Raw genomic sequence first — 17870 nt, 5'->3', positions numbered from 1 at the left:
AATCAGAGATGCCGTATAAAAAATGTCAGGCATCCAAAAAGATAAGGGGAATTTGAAAAGTCAGCAAAAATTCATCTACTAAAGATGCATCTGCCGATTTTTCTACTTGATGGTTCATGTCGGGTATTCGGCCAATCATCAGACTGTCTTGATTCATGACGATCTCAATTTCCTCTGCGTTCATGCCAAGTTGTAAGGTCAGCAGCTTGGCGAGTCGCAGTAATAATGAAAGTCGTTTTAAACGCTTATTGGCTTTCCCGGACAGAAGTTGCACCATATCCTCCGTTTCATGGTAACCAAGACCATACAGTTGCGACCATTGGGCCAAGTATGCGGAATGATGCATCCAGCGTTCAGTATGAATGTAGCATCCAGCGCTTTCTACTTGAACGGTTGTGTAAAATAAGGTTCGATCCGCTGCATCGACAAGTGACTTTTCAACGAGTGCGTCAAACAGGCGCAATGCAGCATCCGCGACGAGATCGGACACAGTAGGGTTGACGACAAATTTCCGCTGAAAATTAAAGAGGCTATGACTCAACACGTCATGGACCACAGCGCTGCCAGTATAGCGTAGATATCGTTCATAAAATATACCTTCACGTAATCCCGCCCGACTCACCATCAGAGATGGGCTACTGGTTTTCTTCATAAGAGCGCTCATGATTGCTAATCCAGGTACAATAATATCTGCTCGGCTCTTGGAAAGGTTTTTTATTTTTTTTCGCTTGGCAAGCGGTAAGCTGGACAGTTCTTCAAACCATTGTTGGACAGCCTCCTGGTCCATGGTAAAACCGTGAATGCGAGCGCTTGGTTTGTTCAGACGGGCTAATTCCAGTTTGGCCAATGCTCGAGCTGTTCCGCCCATCCCTACCAGAGGCATATTTTGTGCAAAAGACAAAAATGAGACCTCGTTCAACGCTTCCTGCATGAAATGATAGACGAGTCTGGCTGTCTCAGTTTCTGATACATTCTCAAAACGTTTCATGAGATTTAATGCTCCATGCGGCAGGGACACCACGCCTTTTAATTTCCTGCTTTCTACCAGCATCAACTCTGTGCTCGCTCCACCGATATCAAAGAGCAAGGCGTTCTGTATAGGCAGTGTATTGACTGCGCCTATATAGCCGTATCTCCCTTCGTCCGCGCCTTCGATAACTTGATAAGCAATTCCCGCTTCCACTCGTAAACGATGCAAAATTTCAGACTGATTACGACTTTGGCGAATAGCTGCTGTAGCGACTGCTAACCATTCGTCCACATTGTGTAATTGACCCGCGCGATAAAAAAGTCTTGTACAGGAAATCGCTCGCTGGATTCCTGTTTCCTGAATGATTCCATCGTTCATGGCTTCGGCTAGGCGAATATTTTGTTTCATCTCAAAAATGGGCCAGTAGGCTCCGCTTTTTTCAATTTCATAAATCATCAAGCGGGCTGAGTTTGAACCGAGATCGATAATACCGATTCGACTCATGCCTCATCACCTGCCAACAGTTTCAAGGCTAACTTTTGAATTTTTTCTTCCGTATTTTTTTCGAAGGCGGGCAGCATTTGCATACCGTATAGATTGGCCATTTTTCTATAATGGGCGAGTAATCCGTTCTGATAATGCAACAAAGAATCGAGGGCATCAGGTGAGATAGCTAAATCCATACCCGCTTCCCAATAGAATAGCTGACCATATTGTTGCAGGCATCGGCAAGCTAAAGTCGTTGCATCAGAATCTAGGTAAAGAGCCAAGTCCGGCTTGGGAGCCGCTTGATAGAGTTGGTGTAACCACTCACTATCTTCACCGCGTACGAGTTGACGCGCCATCAGGGTGAAAATGTATCGGTCAGCCACGACAACCATACCAGCTCGTAAAGCAGGCAAGATACCGTGTTCCAGCTCGGAGAAAAAATCTGTTGCATAGAACAACGCCATGGTGCGAGGTCCTACCATCTGTTCTTCTTTCGCTTCGTCAATAGCCTGTCGCATAAGTTTGGAGCGTTTGATACCAGCGGAATAAACAGCATATCCTTGAATTTCCAAAAATTCCTTTAGTTTTTGGCTATACTGATAATGATGAGAGTAGTCTGAACCTTCAATCACAATCAGTTTGCCGGGCAGTTTATGATTTTGGAAGGCGAAAGCTTGTTGCAGGTTTATCGCTTCGTTGCAAAAATGAGCAGATTTACCTGTATTTAATTGCAGTGCAGATAAACCTTCGTAGTTTTTTAGCACAGATTCCGTTAGACGCCGTACCTCACGTTGCTGTACGTCAATCGGCAAGGTAGCGTCAATAACGTGCAAGTGCTCTTCATCCGCCATGCGATCATATTCCTGTTTGACAAGACCTTGAAAGATTTTAAAGCTTTCCACCGGGTCGTCCGAAATACCTAAATCGAGTCCAGCTTCATGATATTTGAGTTCCGTCCGGCCTACGAGAATTCGGTCTACTGCCACGTTTAGAGGAGTTTGGAAGTAAAGCGAAAGCGCAGGGCGTACGACATCACGGTATGTATTGTGCACCCAGGCACGATTGCAGCCGCGTGCGGCATCTCTGGCAAACGCAGTATAAATATAGCGATCCGCCAAAACTATGAAGCCCGCTCGCAAAAGTGGCAATATGAAACGTTCATATCGTTCATAAAAGTCTGCTCCATGTATTAAGTGAAACGTGGCGGGCGATAACTGTTTTTGTTGTTTCGCTTTTTTGGTCCAGCTTTTGACGAGGGCAGATGAGTTCCATTCTGTAAAAACCACCGGATAGCCTTGATGCTCAAGCCATGTTTTGAGTAAGGCAATTTGAGTGCTTTTGCCCGATCCGTCAGTACCCTCCACGATAATTAATTTGCCGGGGTAGTTCATGGGTTGGCTCCCCTCTATTTTGGTCTCTTCTACGCTCTACATTTTGCCAGAGTAGGGTGCGACGACTCAAGAGTTTTTGCGAATCAAGGACTCCATACTTTCTTTCAAAGGTTGTAGTAAAATGAAGACTTGATGTCGCACAAGAGGATGATCTTTATGAAAATCGCCAAAATCACGCTCTCCGTCAGTACAGTTTTGCTCTCCGGCGGAGAGATCCTTTGTGTACGTGAAGGGCGCGGCAAAAAGAAGGGATGCTGGAATATCCCCACCGGTCAACCTCATCCGGGTGAACCGTTGTTGGAAGCGGCTATGCGTGAATTACAAGAAGAAACAGGCGTAAAGAATTGTAGTTTGACAGGATTTCTTGGCCTCTATTCGTATTGGCGTAAATTCCACGAACGAAAACTGCGCTTGGTTTTTCTGGCCCGAGTAGAGGATATGCCAGCCTCTTTGCGTTTAAAGGTGGACGGGAAGGAAATTTTGGAGGCCCGTTGGATCACATTGTCCGATTGGCAAGAAGAATTAGAGGAAAATCCAGACTGTTGGTGGAAAAGTGGGATTCTACAGCAAATAGCATCCAATATACAAGCTGGACAATGTTTGCCGCTCGACTGTATCCATGAAGAATTATCAGGCATACAGGAGGGAGGCATACCGAGTGCGTTCTAAAATGTTACGCACTATTCGCCATTTATTGATGTATATTCGTTTCGCCATTGTAGGAATTTTGTTTGCAGCATTACTGATTGGCATCGTTGGTTTTATCATACGTTGGGGCGAATTGCTGAATCATCCTGAAATTGTTTTAACTCATTTTCGAAGTCTAACTGAAGATATTTTTTCTCTGTTGCTTGTTTACGAAATCCTTGAGTTGATTCGAACGCTGTCACCAACTCATTTAACAGATTTTATCCTAACAGTTTTAGCGAGGAAAATGATACTTTCACTACAGGACAGTGCAATTTTTCCAGAAGTAGCCTCATTCTCCTTGCTGCTTGTCATAAGATTAGCTTGGGCCATTTGGCAAGAAAAATGCAAAACTTCTGCAAATCATCAGGATGGGTAAGGATTGCCCATTGCAAAATACGGTAAAAAAGAATACACTGACTACAAAGGTATCATATTAAGAAGGCTATCTTTTGTGGTGGTTGGGACGAAAAATGACTACACGGGACTAAATTAGTCCCATTGGTGGCAGATGAGCTTGAACTCAATAGAAGATGTTTCCATCTGGAGTGCCGTTCGTCGACTCGTACCTGAGCTATCGGACGAATTGCAAAAACGTATTCGCATTTTGGAACGCATTCTTGCCCTGCAACCTATTGGGCGCCGTGCTTTAGCTGTGGAAATGGGTACAACTGAGCGTGTGCTTCGCGCAGAGCTGGATTTTCTACGTGTACAAGGGCTTTTGACAGCTAGCTCTGCAGGAGTCTCTTTGACAGAAGATGGAGAAGCTGTGCTCGATCGCGTTGCAGAATTTGCTGTTCGCATGGATGGCAGAAAAGAGCTGGCTGAGCGCGTTTCCCGAGTACTGGGAATTCCTCAGGTGGTGGTTGTGGAAGATGACAGCGACCAAAACAGTTGGGTCAAAGACAACCTCGGCTATCGAGCCGCAGAGTTATTACGGAGTCTTCTGCAGCCAGACGAGGTCGTTGGTATCACAGGCGGCACTACCATGGCGGCCATAGCCCGACGAATGCCTGCTCGTGCGGTTTCTTATCCTGTAAAAGTTGTGCCTGCGCGCGGTGGATTAGGTGAAAAGGTAGAGTTTCAAGCCAATACAATTGCTTCCACGCTGGCTGAAAAGCTGGGCGGTGAGTCCATGATGTTGCATGTGCCAGACAGACTCAATGAAGAGACAATGGAACAATTGTTGAACGACCCATACGTTCAGCAGAGACTGCCGGAAATTCGCAAAGCCACGCTTGTCGTTCATGGAATTGGCGAAGCCGTTAAAATGGCAAAACGTCGTCAAGTACCTGATGAAGAAGTGGCGTGGTTGGAAAATCAGCAAGCTGTAGCAGAAGCGTTTGGTTACTACTTTAATCAGCAGGGCGATGTGGTGTATTCCATGCCCACAATTGGACTTCGTCTTGATGATTTGCAAAATGCCCGCGTAGTCATGGCTGTTGCTGGCGGAAGCAGTAAGGCGAGAGCTGTTGCCGCAGCTGCGAAGGCTTACAGAATCGACGTATTGATTACTGATGAAGGCGCAGCGCGTCTCATTGTGCAATCTCAAGATTACTATCAAGATAAATAAAGGGGAGAATAAAGATGGCACTCAAAGTTGGCATTAATGGATTTGGACGTATTGGTCGCAACGTATTTCGCGCAGCTATGAAACGTCAAGATATTGAAATTGTAGCGGTCAATGATTTAACGGACGCTGAAACTTTGGCTATGCTGCTTAAATATGACTCAGTCCACGGTAAATTAGATGCTGAAGTAAAGGCAGACAAAGACAGTATTTTAGTGAACGGTCGGGCTGTCAAAGTGTTTGCTGAGCGCGATCCAGGTGAAATTCCTTGGGCCAAAGTCGGTGTCGATTTGGTGATTGAGTCTACGGGGCGTTTTACAGATAAAGAAAAAGCGCAAGTGCATATAACAAAAGGTGGTGCAAAAAAAGTCATTATTTCTGCACCGGCTAAAAATGAAGATATCACTATCGTTATGGGTGTCAACGAGCATATGTACAATCCGGATGTGCATCATGTTATTTCTAACGCTTCTTGCACGACCAACTGCTTGGCTCCAGTTGCAAAGGTTATTGACGATGTATTTGGGATTGAACGCGGACTGATGACCACTGTTCATTCTTACACAAACGATCAACAGATTCTCGATTTGCCGCATAAAGATATGCGCCGCGCGCGTGCTGCAGCGCTCAACATCATTCCTACATCAACTGGTGCAGCTAAAGCTGTGGGACTGGTGTTGCCGCATTTGAAAGGTAAATTGAACGGTATGGCTATGCGTGTACCAACGCCAAATGTTTCAGTGGTTGATCTGGTTGCTGATGTGCGCCGTGATGTTTCTGTAGAAGATGTGAATGCTGCGTTAAAACAAGCGGCAGAGTCTTCCTTGAAAGGAATTCTTCAATATACAGAAGAGCCATTGGTTTCTCGCGATTTTAATGGTGATGCGCATTCTGCCTCTGTGGATGCCCTTTCGACTTTTGCCATCGATCGTATGGTGAAGGTTGTTGCATGGTATGACAACGAGTGGGGATACTCCAATCGAGTTGTTGATTTGGCAGCCTATGTAGGTAACAAATTGGCGGTAACTGCAAGAGCCTAAATGGCCGTCCAGATCATTTGCAGGCAGTGCTTTGACTTTCGCCTGTAAATCATCCATACGCAGTCCGTATCATTGAATTGACAAGTTGCACCCCTGATTGGCGCGGAGTAAAGTCAAGTTATCCGCGCTTTTTCTTTTGCGGTGATTGGGAGGGAGCATAGATTGGATTTCAGTTATTCAGAGAAAACGCTTACTTGGATGAAGAGACTTAAAGAATTTATGGAAGAAGTAGTTTATCCTGGAGAGAAGATTTATGCCGAGCAATTGGCAGCCGCGGAAAACCGTTTCTCCATACCTCCAATTATGGAAACTATGAAACAACAAGCCAAATCGGCAGGACTCTGGAATCTATTTATGCCAGATGAAGAATATGGCGCAGGGTTGACCAACTTGGAATATGCACCACTTTGCGAGATGATGGGACGTTCTGAAATTGCTCCGGAAGTATTCAATTGTAATGCACCAGATACGGGTAACATGGAAGTTTTGGCGCGTTATGGGAGTCCAGAACAAAAGGAAAAATGGTTAAAACCACTTTTGGCGGGTGAAATTCGTTCTTGTTTCGCTATGACAGAACCAGAAGTAGCTTCTTCCGATGCCACCAATATTTCTGCCAGTATTGTGCGAGATGGAAACCACTATATTATCAACGCTCACAAGTGGTGGTCGAGTGGGGCGGGCGATCCTCGCTGTAAAGTAGCCATTCTGATGGGGAAAACGAATCCAGATGCGACTCGCTACGAACAACAGTCGATGATTTTAATTCCGTTTGATACCGAAGGTGTCCGAGTGGAACGAATGCTGCCTGTTTTCGGTTACGACGATGCACCGCATGGTCATGCTGAGGTTACTTATCACAATGTGAGAGTACCAGCAGACCATATCATCTGGGGAGAGGGGAAAGGATTCGCTATTGCTCAAGGGCGTCTTGGTCCTGGAAGAATTCATCATTGCATGCGTTTGATTGGGGCTGCAGAACGTGCACTTGAACTTATGTGTGAGCGAGCTAAACAGCGTGTCGCCTTTGGCAAACCACTTGCTCAACAGGGAGTTATCCAGTCATGGATTGCTGATTCTCGTATGGAGATTGAGCAAGCGAGGTGGCTTGTTTTGAATGCCGCCTATAAAATGGATACCGTTGGAAACAAGGCGGCTCAAAAAGAGATTGCCATGATTAAAGTTGTCGCTCCCAATGTGGCTTTAAAAGTCATCGATCGGGCAATTCAGGTTCATGGTGGAGCGGGTGTTAGCGATGATTTTCCGCTGGCTAAAATGTGGTCAAACGCGCGCACGCTTCGTCTGGCGGATGGTCCGGATGAAGTGCATCGCCGTGCGGTAGCGCGTTTAGAACTGCAAGATTGACCGGGTACTTCTTCAGCATACCCGGTCATGAGCTGGTTTTATAGGAGTATCATCGTAAAAGTAATTTTTAAGAAGAAACAGCAGTACCGCCATTGACGTGCAACACCTGACCCGTCATATACGAACTGTCCTCGCTTGCCAAATACACATAAGCGGGTGCCAGTTCACAAGGTTGTCCTGCTCGTCCCAGCGGTGTTTGACTACCAAATTGGCTGACTTCTTCTGCACTGAAAGTAGACGGAATGAGTGGTGTCCAAATAGGACCAGGGGCTACAGCGTTGACTCGAATGCCCTGCTTGGCAAGAGATTTGGCTAAGGAACGTGTAAAACTGACAATAGCACCCTTGCTGGCAGAGTAATCTATCAGTTGTTCATGTCCTTCGTAAGCTGTCACAGACGTTGTGTTGATAATGGCCGCACCTTTTTGCAGGTGCGGCAATGCTGCTCGTGTTAAGAAAAACATGGAAAAGAGATTGGTCTGAAAGGTCGACAACAGTTGTTCCTGCGTAATGTCAAGAAGAGAAGCTTGAGGATGTTGCTCGGCTGCATGATTAATCAGAATATCCAATCCGCCCAGCGCCTGAACGGTATCGGAAACGACTTTTTGGCAAAATGTTTCTTGGCGAATATCGCCAGGAAACAAAAGCGCCTTTTGACCCGATTTTTTAATCCAATCAGCTGTCTCGTTAGCATCTTCGTGTTCAGATAAGTACACAATGGATACATGTGCACCTTCTGCTGCAAACGCTGTCGCTACCGCTCGGCCTATACCACTGTCCCCGCCAGTAATCAATGCTCGCTTGCCAGCTAATTTTTCAGAACCTCGATAAGATGGGTTGTGAAAAACGGGACGTGGTTGCATGAGGGTTTCCAGTCCCGGTTGCTGATTTTGATGTTGTAATGGGAAAGATGTCGGAAATACGGGCTGGCTCATGGTTCATCTCCTCGTTAGAAAATCAATCCGCAAGAATCTTCTAACAGGATAACCTTTTTGCCAAGCTTTACTCCCCATTCTCCAATATGTGTTTTTTATTTTCCTAAAGAGACCACTTCGTTACGAATAATGGTTTGATCTCGATTGGGTCCTACGGATATATAGCGAATGGGAATTTGCAAATCGGCTTCCAAAGCCTCGATGAACTGTCGGGCTGTTTTAGGTAATTCTTCGTAAACTCGGCAATTCGAGATGTCTTCAGAAAAACCTTCGTAGAATTCGTAAATCGGCTCTGCATCTTCCAATTGATAAGCAGGCATAGGCATAGAGTAAGTGTGTCCGTTCCGACGATAAGCGACACAGACGCCAATTTTTTCAAGACCAGCCAGCACATCCAGTTTCATCAGCGCCAATTCTGTATAGCCGTTCAGCCATGCTCCCATGCGCAATGCAGGTAAATCAAGCCAACCACATTTGCGAGCCCGACCAGTGGTAGCTCCAAATTCCTCTCCTTTATCTTGTAAAAATTGTCCAATTTCATTATCTAATTGTGTAGGGAATGGACCTTCACCCACAGCAGTAGTATAAGCTTTGGTAATACCTGTGACGCGTGAAATCGCTGTGGCAGGGATACCCGCCCCAGCAAATACTCCACCAGTAATGGGCGATGATGAGGTAACGTAAGGATATACGCCCCAATCGAGATCGCGCATAATGCCTAATTGTCCCTCCAGCAAGATGTGCTTTTGAGACTGTTCTGCCTCCATTAAAAATGGCAAGGTATCAGCAATGTGGGGTAAGAGAACTTCACGAGCATCTACCAATTCCGCCCACATAGATTCAAAACTTCCATAATCAGCAAGAGCCGGCATACGCTCGATTTTGGCTGCCCAAGCCGCTTCCAGACGAGTACGGAAACTGTCCAAATGAATCATTTCGCCAATCTGAATTCCATAACGACCTACTTTATCTTGATAAGCAGGACCAATTCCCTGTAAAGTGGTTCCTACTTTGCGACTGCGCTTCTCTTCTTCGTAAGCGTCTTGCCAAACATGATAGGGCAGCACGAGATGGGCTCTTTCAGAAACAATAAGTCGTTTGGTGGAAATGCCACGATCTTCTAGTTGACGAAGCTCACGCACCAAATGAGCTGGATGAATGACTACGCCAGTTCCTAAAATACAAAAAGTTTCCGGATTAAAAATTCCGGATGGTACTAGATGCAGGGCAAACTTACCGTGTTCATTGACAATGGTATGCCCCGCGTTGCCTCCACCTTGGTAGCGGACGACCACATCGGCGTTGACAGCAAAATAGTCAACCATTTTTCCTTTACCTTCATCTCCGTACTGAGCTCCAACTACTGCGTGAAACATGCCGGTTCCCCCTCGTTTTGCAAGCCATCACAAATTTCAGTGTATGTAAAAAGTATCTATGTGTAAAATTGATTTATTGTATAATTCTTATACGGAATTCAAATGAATTTGAGATGGGTGAAAAGGTTGGAACTATATCAGGCGCTGGTGCAAATAGTCGAGAACGAAACTCTCGTCCAGGCCGCACAAGTTCTGAATACTACACAGCCAACATTGACACGGCAATTGCAGCAATTGGAACACAGATTGGGTGTGCGGCTTTTTGACCGAATTGGCCGCAGGTTGGTTATGAATCATGCGGGAGAATTGGCCTATCAGTATGCCAAACGTATTTTGCAAACAGAGGAGCGTTTGCGGGAAGAAATGAATGCCTTTGGCAATCCGGAAATTGGAACGATACGGTTGGGGGCGGGGTTGACTCCTTCCATATATCTTTTGCCACCGCTGCTCGCGCACTACCAACATCTTCACCCAGGAGTCCGTTTTCAAGTGACCACCGGTAGCTCTCGGCGTACCATTGAAGCGCTTTTGCAAAACGAGATCGACCTAGGCATTGTAACTTCCTGGGATGCAACAGACTCACAATTAACCGGGGTGGAGCTATGGCGTGACCCACTGCTTTTTGTCGCTGCTCACCATCATCCACTTGCTGGAAGAGAAGTAACACTGGCAGAAGTTTGCGCCTATCCCTTTGTCCTCATGCGCCAAGGCTCAGGTTTGCGTAAGATTATTGCCGATCTCGCTTTGGAGTACGGCGTAAACATTGACGCCAATATGGAAACGGACAGTTTGGAAAGCATCAATCGCGTGTTACAGTATGGGGAATGGGTTTCTGTGTTGCCAAAATCGAGTGTACAGGATGATATGGAGACGGGAAGATTGACAGCTCTTCTTGTATCGAGAGTTTTGCTGACATCCCGTACTATCACAGTGATTCGTCGACGTCAAGGTACGCTTATGGCAGCGGCGGAGCAGTTTGCTGCTCAACTGCCAAGTCTTTCGGCTGTTTTTTGGCCCAATATCCACAGTCAGCAGTCGCTACACGAGGTGGATTGAGATGCAAAAGATTCTCTTGGTTGAAGATGAAACAGGTTTGGTGGAGTTCTTGCGAATTGAGTTAGAACTGCAAGGATACCATTTGTATGTAGCTACAACGGGTGCGGCAGGATTGCGTATTTTTGAGGAACATTCTGTGGATTTGATTTTGCTCGATCGTATGTTGCCGGATATCAACGGACTGGAAGTGTGCCGAAAAATTCGTGAAAAAAGCGATGTACCAGTCATTTTTCTGACAGCTCGGGGAGCGGTGGAAGATCGAGTACAGGGGTTGGATTCGGGCGCAGATGATTATCTGATCAAGCCGTTTGCCATTGAAGAGTTAATTGCTCGTATTCGTGCCCTGACACGCCGTAAAGAGAAGTTTTTGGCTAGCGAGCCAACGGGAAATATCCAGTTTGCAGATGTGGTGATCGATCCGTTGCGGCGCAAAGTGTATAAAGATGGCCAATTGGTTGAATTGACTGCGAGAGAGTTAGATTTGTTGCTATTTTTATGGGAACGCCGCGGCGCTGTGATTAGCCGCAGTGAATTGCTGAAACAGGTGTGGGGGTTTGAAACGCCTGTCGATACCAATGTGGTGGATGTCTATATAGGATATGTTCGGCAAAAACTCGATCCGGATAAGCTATACATACGTACGGTAAGAGGACTTGGTTATATGCTTCGGAGTGATACCCCATGAGTCTTCGATCCCGCTTGTTGTGGTTGACAATACTCTGGTTTGCGCTGGTTATGCTGGTGTTTACCATCACCTTTTCCGTGTTTGTCCGTCAGTCTAATTTTTCCGACTACGAGCGGGAATTGACGCTTGAGGTCAACAACGTATGGCATGCGGCTGAACTTAATCCCAGCGATACTTTGATGAATAATAATTGGGAGGATTATGCTCTTTTTACTCGATCAGCCATTGCGTTTTTTAACAGTCAAGGCCAAATCACTTCTCTGGATGAAACGAATGATTTTCCCGATAATGTATGGAATCAAGTGGAGAGTAAGCTTTCGCAGGCATTGTTAGCGAGTCGATTGTCGCTGAAGAAGAGCATTGTTCGTTTGCCGGATATCACTTATGTAGAAAATGGACAGTTGAAATCGATGATGGCGTTAGCTCGTCCCATTGTATATCCTACTCAAGAAGTAGGGAGTGTGGTGGTAGTCGGTCCAACGGAGCAGATATACAGTAAAGTGAGTTCAGTGATGCATACGCTCTTTTGGATTGATGCAGTCAGTTTACTCATTTTTGCTGCGGGTCTATACGCCCTCTTGCAGCGAGGACTAAGGTCGCTTGTGCAGTTGATTGACGGTATACGCACAGTGGAGTGGTTGCGTTCCAACCGTGTTCCTGTACCGGAAGGTCCTCAGGAAATTGTTTCTGTAGCTACTTCCATCAATCATTTGCTGGATAAAGTTGAAAGAGGTGTGGAAGAACAGCGTCGCTTTATTGCGGATGCTTCCCATGAATTGCGGACACCTTTGGCTATTGTGGCTGGTCATGCCAATATTCTCAGACGTTGGGGCCATACCAATGAAAGTGTTTGGGAGCCGGCGGTTCATCATATAGTCACGGAAGTAGATAGATTGCAAAACTTGGTTGATCGATTGCTTTTGCTCTCGCGATTAGAGAACCATCAAGAACCGGTTGAGTCCATGATGAATACTGAGGATATAACGTCTCTTCTGCAGCAGATGGCAGACGATGCGCGTCTTTTGCGGCCAGATTTGCGTGTTTTTGAACAAATTCATCTTCAAGCAGGATTAGCTATTCGTATGGATCGCAACGATCTTCGGCAAATTCTTGTGATCCTGGTGGACAACGCAATGCGCCATACAAAAAGCGGGGGACAAATTGTGCTGGCTGCCAATCGCGAGGCGAGCCGCTTGCGGGTTTCCGTCCAGGATTCTGGTGAAGGCATTCCTGCAGATGATTTGCCGCATGTCTTTGAACGGTTCTATCGCGCGAAGGAAGGCCGTGATCGGAACAGTGGCGGTGCAGGACTGGGACTGTCTATTGCTCGTCAATTAGTTGAATTATATCAAGGCCAAATTTACATTAATAGCCGTTTAGGGGAAGGCACAACGGTTCATTTGCTTTTTCCGCTTTTGTTGGAGAAAGGCACATCACAAAGTAACAAATTTCGCTTAAAATCTGGGAACCTATCGAATTCGCCCATGGAGGAATAAATATTTTGATGAAAGCTAAGGATGTTTTGCTTTGGCCGGAAAATGTCGTTGCAGATACGTTGGAGTTGGACGATCCAAACGACAATATTTTATTGGATGATCAGCTGGCAGCTTCCATTGCTCGCTCTGAAAGACCGCCTTTGCTACGGATATGGCAGCATAGTGCGCCAGATGGTTTGGTGGTGAGCCGACGAGATGTAGCAACCCAAGCAGGTCAATGGGCAAGGGAACAACTTGCTGTGGAAGGTTGTCCCGTTTTTGTGCGTTCGACTGGCGGGACTGCAGTTCCTCATGGACGAGGCATGCTCAATCTATCCTTGCTTTTTCCTAGAGTAGCTCATCCTGGAGCTACAACCGACGCCTATTATCGATTGCTCTGCCAACCGTTGCTCGATTGGTTGAATGAACTTGGCGGCCGAGGGGAAATTGGTGACTTGCCGGGCAGTTATTGCGATGGTCACTATAATGTATTGCTGGGTGGCAGGAAATTGGTGGGAACTGCGCAGACTTGGAAAGGTGGATTAGCCGGTATATCCACCCATAAGCCAGGATACATTGTAGCGCATGCTTGTATTAGTGTTTATATTGAAGTTCCAAGAGCAATTGCCAATATCAATCGTTTTTACGAACTGTCCCATCAATCCTTTCGCGCTTTGCCAGAGACAGCAGTTTCGCTCCATGAAGTCTGGGAAACTGTCCATTCCCAGGAGCGGGAAGAAGTAATGGCTGTGGCTAAGCGTTCACTTTTGGAAAGTTGCCAGCAATTTATTCTGAAGATGAACGAGGCGAAGCAATCGGGAGTTCAATTGTAACGGTTGTTCCCAAGCCCAATCCTTCGCTGGTGATTGAAATCTTCCCTTTATGCGCCTCGACAATCCATTTGGCAATGGAAAGACCAAGTCCAGTGCCACTGACTCCCGTCTCGTTACTGGTCTCTCGTGTACGGGATGCATCGCCTGTAAAAAAACGGTCAAAGACGCGCGGCAAGTCTTCAGGAGCAATGCCGCGTCCTGTATCCTTGATTTGAATCAGCAAATGATTTCGCGAGCGTTCAGCAATCAATGCTATTTCACCGCCAGCAGGCGTAAATTTTCGTGCATTGTCAAGCAAAATAAGGAGCAATTGCTGAATGCGATCCGCATCTCCGGAAAAATATTGTTGGGCGGCACTGGCGGCGATTTCAGAGCGATATCGGATACCGTTCATTTCTACAATGCTGCTGTATAAATCGGTTACTTTGTCAAAGACTTCTTCAATTGACAAGGTTTGAATTTGTAACGGCAATTTTTCTGAATCGGAACGGGCGAGTGTCAACAAATCGGTAACGAGTTTGGATAGACGGCGGGTTTCACTATGGGCGTTGTTCAGCCATTCCAAATTATCGAGAATCGATTCGTCTGTGTGTCCCATAGCAATATTCAAATTGGATTGAATGACCGCCAGAGGGGTGCGCATCTCGTGAGAAGCATCAGCTACAAATTCTAACTGCCTTTGCCATGCGGCGCGAATGGGGCGCAAAACACGATTGGCGAGAAAGAAGCCAGCTAGTGTAGAAATCAACATACCTGCCAAACCTACAAGGAAGATGACGGTTTTCAAGTTGTTCAGCACAGAAAGTTCAACGCGATCGTCCTGAGCTACCATTAAAATATCTGTGCCTTGTTTACCTAAATTTGACAAAGCATAAAATACTCGATAGTGAATTCCATCAGCCGTCAAATCGACATAATGTTCTCCAGGTGGGGCGTTGTGAATCAAATTCACCAAAACCGGTTGTAGGCTGGAAGTCGTTTTGACAAATAGAGTTCCGCTTGCAGCGAAGAATAGATAAGTGCCATGTGGCAAAAGATTTCCTGTGATTTCTACATTACCTGTGGCATCGTATTCGTTCGCTACGCGTTCGGCAATCGTGTGTAAATGTTGATCGATGCCATGGATGACATAAAGATGGACGATAGCATAAACAGCGATGGAAGAAATCGTATAGATAATGAGCACCAAACTTAAGGCGAGTAGCGCAATGCGCATTCGAACTTGTTGGAACACTACGATTCAGCGACCTCTCTCCACCTGGAAAATGTAACCGACACCCCTTACGGTGCTGATATAGGACGGTGTGTTTGCGTCATCAATCTTCTTTCTCAAAAAATGGACGTAATTTTCAACCGCGTTGCCAATCACCTCAGCATCAGGTCCCCAAACGCGATCGAGAATAATCTCCTTGGAAAGTACCTTCCCCTGGTTGCGTAAAAAAAGTTCCATCAGTTGAAATTCTTTGCTGGTCAAATTGATGGTTTGTCCATTCTTTTGCACTTCCCGTGTGGCAAAGTCGAGCGTGAAGGGGCCAACTTGCAAATTTTCCGTCCCTTGTAAATTGCCTGTACGGCGCGTCAAAGCCCGCACGCGAGCCAGCAATTCTTTGTTCGCAAACGGCTTGACCAGGTAATCATCTGCGCCGGCATCAAGACCTGTGACGCGGTCTTCCACCGTATCTTTAGCTGTTAGAAGCAAAATGGGAACATTTAGCTTTTCTTTACGCAATGTCTGTAAAATCTCTAGTCCGCTCATGCGCGGCAACATAATATCAAGAATCAAAGCATCGTAAGAATTGGTCATAGCTAAATCTAGACCGCTTTCTCCGTCAAAGGCAGCGTCCACGGCGTATTGATTTTCTTTGAGTAATTGGACAATAGCGGCAGATAAACGCCGTTCGTCTTCCACCAACAAGATGCGCATATGACCACCCCGTTGTGACTATATTTTTGAGCTTTTGATGTTTGAATCTCATTGTACATCAAACTTTTCTTAAACTGATTTTTCAAGAGAAATTCAATATGAAGCGAGGTGAATTGTTGCATCGTATGGAAAAGTTTCGTATAGACTTCCGACCATTCACAAAGTGGCGAGGAAGTTTTTTATTCTTTTTCTATCTCGTTTTCTAAAGCCTTAGGTGATATAATTTCGCGGGACCAACAAGCCTCTGCAGAGAATTGTGAACGGAACAGGTGAAGGAGAGTGCAACAAGATGGATAGATGGAAAAAACGGGCTTTGGGCAATGTGCCGCTCGTTTTATGGTTGCTTGCCTTGGCCTGTTTCATCAATGTGGGTGGACTGTCACTGCTCTGGCCAGTGAATTCTATCTATATCCATGTAAAGCTTCATCAATCCATGGCGGTTGCTGGGTTTGTGTTAATGGTCTATTCCGGAGCAGGTTTTATAGGCTCTCTGCTCGGAGGATGGTGCTATGATCGCTTTGGGCCTGTGTTAACATTGGCTGGCTCATCATTTTTGGCAGCCATATCCATTTTATTGCCTGTTTTTTATCAACATTTTGCTGTTTATGTTGGAGTTATGGCCGTTTTTGGAGTGCTCTGTGCCGTGCCATTTCCAGTGCTCAATGCTTTGGCTGGTCACGCCTGGCCGGAAGCAGGGCGTAAAGCGTTTAATTTCTTGTATGTCAGCAATAACGTGGGCGTGGCTATAGGAACGGCGATTGGCGGTTTTATAGCAGCTCACTCATTTGATACAGTATTTTACGGTATTTTTTTGAGTTATCTTCTCTTTGTCATCCTTACCTTAACAGTGTTTCGACGTCCTTTCCAGAAGGTCTACCAGCATCGCTCTGTTCATGGTCATGAAAGTATTGAGAATGTAGCCAGTCGTTTGGAGACAGCTTCCATTCCCTGGGGGGCGATTGGCATCTTGCTGGCCGGTTTTATAGTGACATGGTCTGTGTATGTCCAGTGGCAATCGACGATTTCAGTCGACATGCAGGCCTTGGGTTATCCGTTGTCAGCTTACAGTATCCTTTGGACTATCAACGGAGCCCTCATTTTCCTTGGTCAACCTGTGGTTAGCTTTGTGGTTCGCCGTGTTCCCTCGCTTACCGTTCACATGGTGGGAGGGGTGATAGGGTATATCCTCGCCTTCTTGCTTCTTGCCCTCAGTCATGATTACATCGCTTTTTTGCTCGCCATGTTGTTGACAACATTTAGTGAAATGTTTGTCTGGCCATCTGTTCCAGCCGCCATTGCCCAACTTTCACCGCCTCGAAAACTTGGGTTTCTGCAAGGGTTGGTCAGTAGCGGCGCAACCTTTGGTCGAATGATCGGTCCATTTTATGGAGGCTATATGTACGATCGCGATGGAATTAATGGAGTTTTGCATGTAAGTTTGCTACTCCTTGTACTGCCCATTTTTTTATTTTTACTCTTTCATGTTGTCAACAGACCGGGTCGAATTGCTGAAAGACGTGAGGTTTCTTAACAAAGCAAGCCTCGATTAATTGCGCAAATATTCTTGAATTTTTACAATTTAACAAATGAAAGCGCCTCCATAATAATTTTAAGAGGATTCTTAGATACAACTGAAGAACCGAAAAATCCTTAAAAACCTTATAAAATCAAAGTTTTTTCTTGTTTTCAGGTAAAAATTCACTGTTCAGAAAGCATGACATCTTCCGTGTCAACTCACGTAAAAATCTTACCGAAGAGAGATGGCTAACTCATTTAAAAATCTAACCCATTCCCTATTCCGTTGAAGTGGGAGGGGTGAATGGCCGTAGGCCAGAGGGGAGGAGCGAAGCGGCTTCCCCTTTTTTTGTGTCTGTGGAGCTTGTGGGCAACCTCTTAAGCCCCGAAATTGGATTTGAGTCTTCATCCCTTGTCCACTAAGCTTGAATTATCAGTGGGGGGGATTTATTGATGCAACGGAAACGATATACGTTGGAATTTAAAGAACAGATTCTTAAAGAGGTGCGTGAGGTGGGAAATGCCGCCCAGGTAGCGCGCCGCCACGGTATTGTCCCAAAAGT

The 17870-nt window shown here is 45.9% G+C and carries 17 protein-coding genes; 11 read left to right on the top strand and 6 right to left on the bottom strand.

Translation table 11 applies throughout. The features are described 5' to 3' along the window. Positions 1-25 precede the first annotated feature (25 nt). On the bottom strand, positions 26-1474 hold the full coding sequence (locus BUA75_RS12820) for a Ppx/GppA family phosphatase (RefSeq protein WP_072874995.1): 1449 nt from the start codon (positions 1472-1474) through the stop codon (positions 26-28). Next, on the bottom strand, positions 1471-2850 hold the full coding sequence (locus tag BUA75_RS15960) for a dTMP kinase (protein WP_072874994.1): 1380 nt from the start codon (positions 2848-2850) through the stop codon (positions 1471-1473). The genes BUA75_RS12820 and BUA75_RS15960 overlap by 4 nt, the downstream gene beginning before the upstream one ends. Before the next feature lie 156 nt (positions 2851-3006). On the opposite strand from BUA75_RS15960, the gene BUA75_RS12810 reads away from it, so the two are divergent. The 5 genes from BUA75_RS12810 to BUA75_RS12790 all read left to right on the top strand — a co-directional run bounded on the left by BUA75_RS12810 (position 3007) and on the right by BUA75_RS12790 (position 7509). Then, a complete protein-coding gene (locus tag BUA75_RS12810) occupies positions 3007-3519 on the top strand; it encodes an NUDIX hydrolase (RefSeq protein WP_072874993.1) in 513 nt (170 codons plus the stop codon). Then, on the top strand, positions 3509-3916 hold the full coding sequence (locus BUA75_RS12805) for a hypothetical protein (protein WP_072874992.1): 408 nt from the start codon (positions 3509-3511) through the stop codon (positions 3914-3916). The genes BUA75_RS12810 and BUA75_RS12805 overlap by 11 nt, the downstream gene beginning before the upstream one ends. 132 nt (positions 3917-4048) lie before the next feature. Continuing rightward, positions 4049-5110, top strand: a complete 1062-nt coding sequence (locus BUA75_RS12800) for a sugar-binding transcriptional regulator (protein WP_072874991.1) — start codon at positions 4049-4051, stop codon at positions 5108-5110. Between the two features lie 14 nt (positions 5111-5124). Continuing rightward, positions 5125-6147 carry a type I glyceraldehyde-3-phosphate dehydrogenase gene (gap, locus tag BUA75_RS12795; RefSeq protein ID WP_072874990.1) on the top strand — a complete coding sequence of 341 codons (1023 nt, stop codon included), beginning with the start codon at positions 5125-5127 and terminating at the stop codon, positions 6145-6147. Positions 6148-6309: 162 nt separating this feature from the next. Beyond that, positions 6310-7509, top strand: a complete 1200-nt coding sequence (locus tag BUA75_RS12790) for an acyl-CoA dehydrogenase family protein (RefSeq protein ID WP_072874989.1) — start codon at positions 6310-6312, stop codon at positions 7507-7509. 67 nt (positions 7510-7576) lie between these two features. On the opposite strand, the gene BUA75_RS12785 is transcribed toward BUA75_RS12790, so the two are convergent. After that, on the bottom strand, positions 7577-8443 hold the full coding sequence (locus BUA75_RS12785) for an SDR family oxidoreductase (protein ID WP_072874988.1): 867 nt from the start codon (positions 8441-8443) through the stop codon (positions 7577-7579). Positions 8444-8538: 95 nt separating this feature from the next. Further along, positions 8539-9819 (bottom strand): adenylosuccinate synthase, encoded by a 1281-nt coding sequence (locus tag BUA75_RS12780; protein WP_072874987.1) that lies wholly within the window; start codon positions 9817-9819, stop codon positions 8539-8541. A gap of 102 nt (positions 9820-9921) precedes the next feature. Here BUA75_RS12780 and BUA75_RS12775 point away from each other — a divergent pair, with 102 nt between their 5' ends. The 4 genes from BUA75_RS12775 to BUA75_RS12760 are packed head-to-tail and all read left to right on the top strand — an operon-like array spanning position 9922 to position 13868. Continuing rightward, positions 9922-10875 (top strand): LysR family transcriptional regulator, encoded by a 954-nt coding sequence (locus BUA75_RS12775; RefSeq protein ID WP_072874986.1) that lies wholly within the window; start codon positions 9922-9924, stop codon positions 10873-10875. A 1-nt stretch (position 10876) separates the two neighbouring features. Further along, positions 10877-11560, top strand: a complete 684-nt coding sequence (locus tag BUA75_RS12770) for a response regulator transcription factor (RefSeq protein WP_072874985.1) — start codon at positions 10877-10879, stop codon at positions 11558-11560. Then, the gene (locus BUA75_RS12765) at positions 11557-13056 is read left to right on the top strand and encodes a sensor histidine kinase (RefSeq protein WP_072874984.1); all 1500 of its coding nucleotides are present in this window, start codon (positions 11557-11559) and stop codon (positions 13054-13056) included. Before BUA75_RS12770 ends, BUA75_RS12765 begins: the two co-directional genes overlap by 4 nt. A gap of 8 nt (positions 13057-13064) precedes the next feature. Then, positions 13065-13868 carry a lipoate--protein ligase family protein gene (locus tag BUA75_RS12760; protein WP_083574344.1) on the top strand — a complete coding sequence of 268 codons (804 nt, stop codon included), beginning with the start codon at positions 13065-13067 and terminating at the stop codon, positions 13866-13868. Here BUA75_RS12760 and BUA75_RS12755 read toward each other — a convergent pair. Next, a complete protein-coding gene (locus tag BUA75_RS12755) occupies positions 13822-15084 on the bottom strand; it encodes a sensor histidine kinase (RefSeq protein ID WP_129583642.1) in 1263 nt (420 codons plus the stop codon). The two genes, BUA75_RS12760 and BUA75_RS12755, sit on opposite strands and share 47 nt — an antisense overlap. Positions 15085-15108: 24 nt before the next feature. Then, entirely contained in the window at positions 15109-15792 is a 684-nt protein-coding gene (locus BUA75_RS12750) for a response regulator transcription factor (protein WP_072874981.1), read from the bottom strand. A 289-nt stretch (positions 15793-16081) separates the two neighbouring features. Here BUA75_RS12750 and BUA75_RS12745 point away from each other — a divergent pair, with 289 nt between their 5' ends. Continuing rightward, on the top strand, positions 16082-17323 hold the full coding sequence (locus tag BUA75_RS12745) for an MDR family MFS transporter (RefSeq protein ID WP_083574339.1): 1242 nt from the start codon (positions 16082-16084) through the stop codon (positions 17321-17323). 437 nt (positions 17324-17760) lie between these two features. Further along, positions 17761-17870: transposase (locus tag BUA75_RS12740; protein WP_165612019.1), on the top strand; the 110-nt coding region annotated here is incomplete at its 3' end.

Origin of the sequence: Alicyclobacillus tolerans (assembly GCF_900142255.1) — a bacterium.
Lineage (GTDB): Bacteria > Bacillota > Bacilli > Alicyclobacillales > Alicyclobacillaceae > Alicyclobacillus_I > Alicyclobacillus_I tolerans.
The sequence above is the reverse complement of the archived record's forward strand: the minus strand, read 5'-3'. Positions and strand labels throughout refer to the sequence as shown.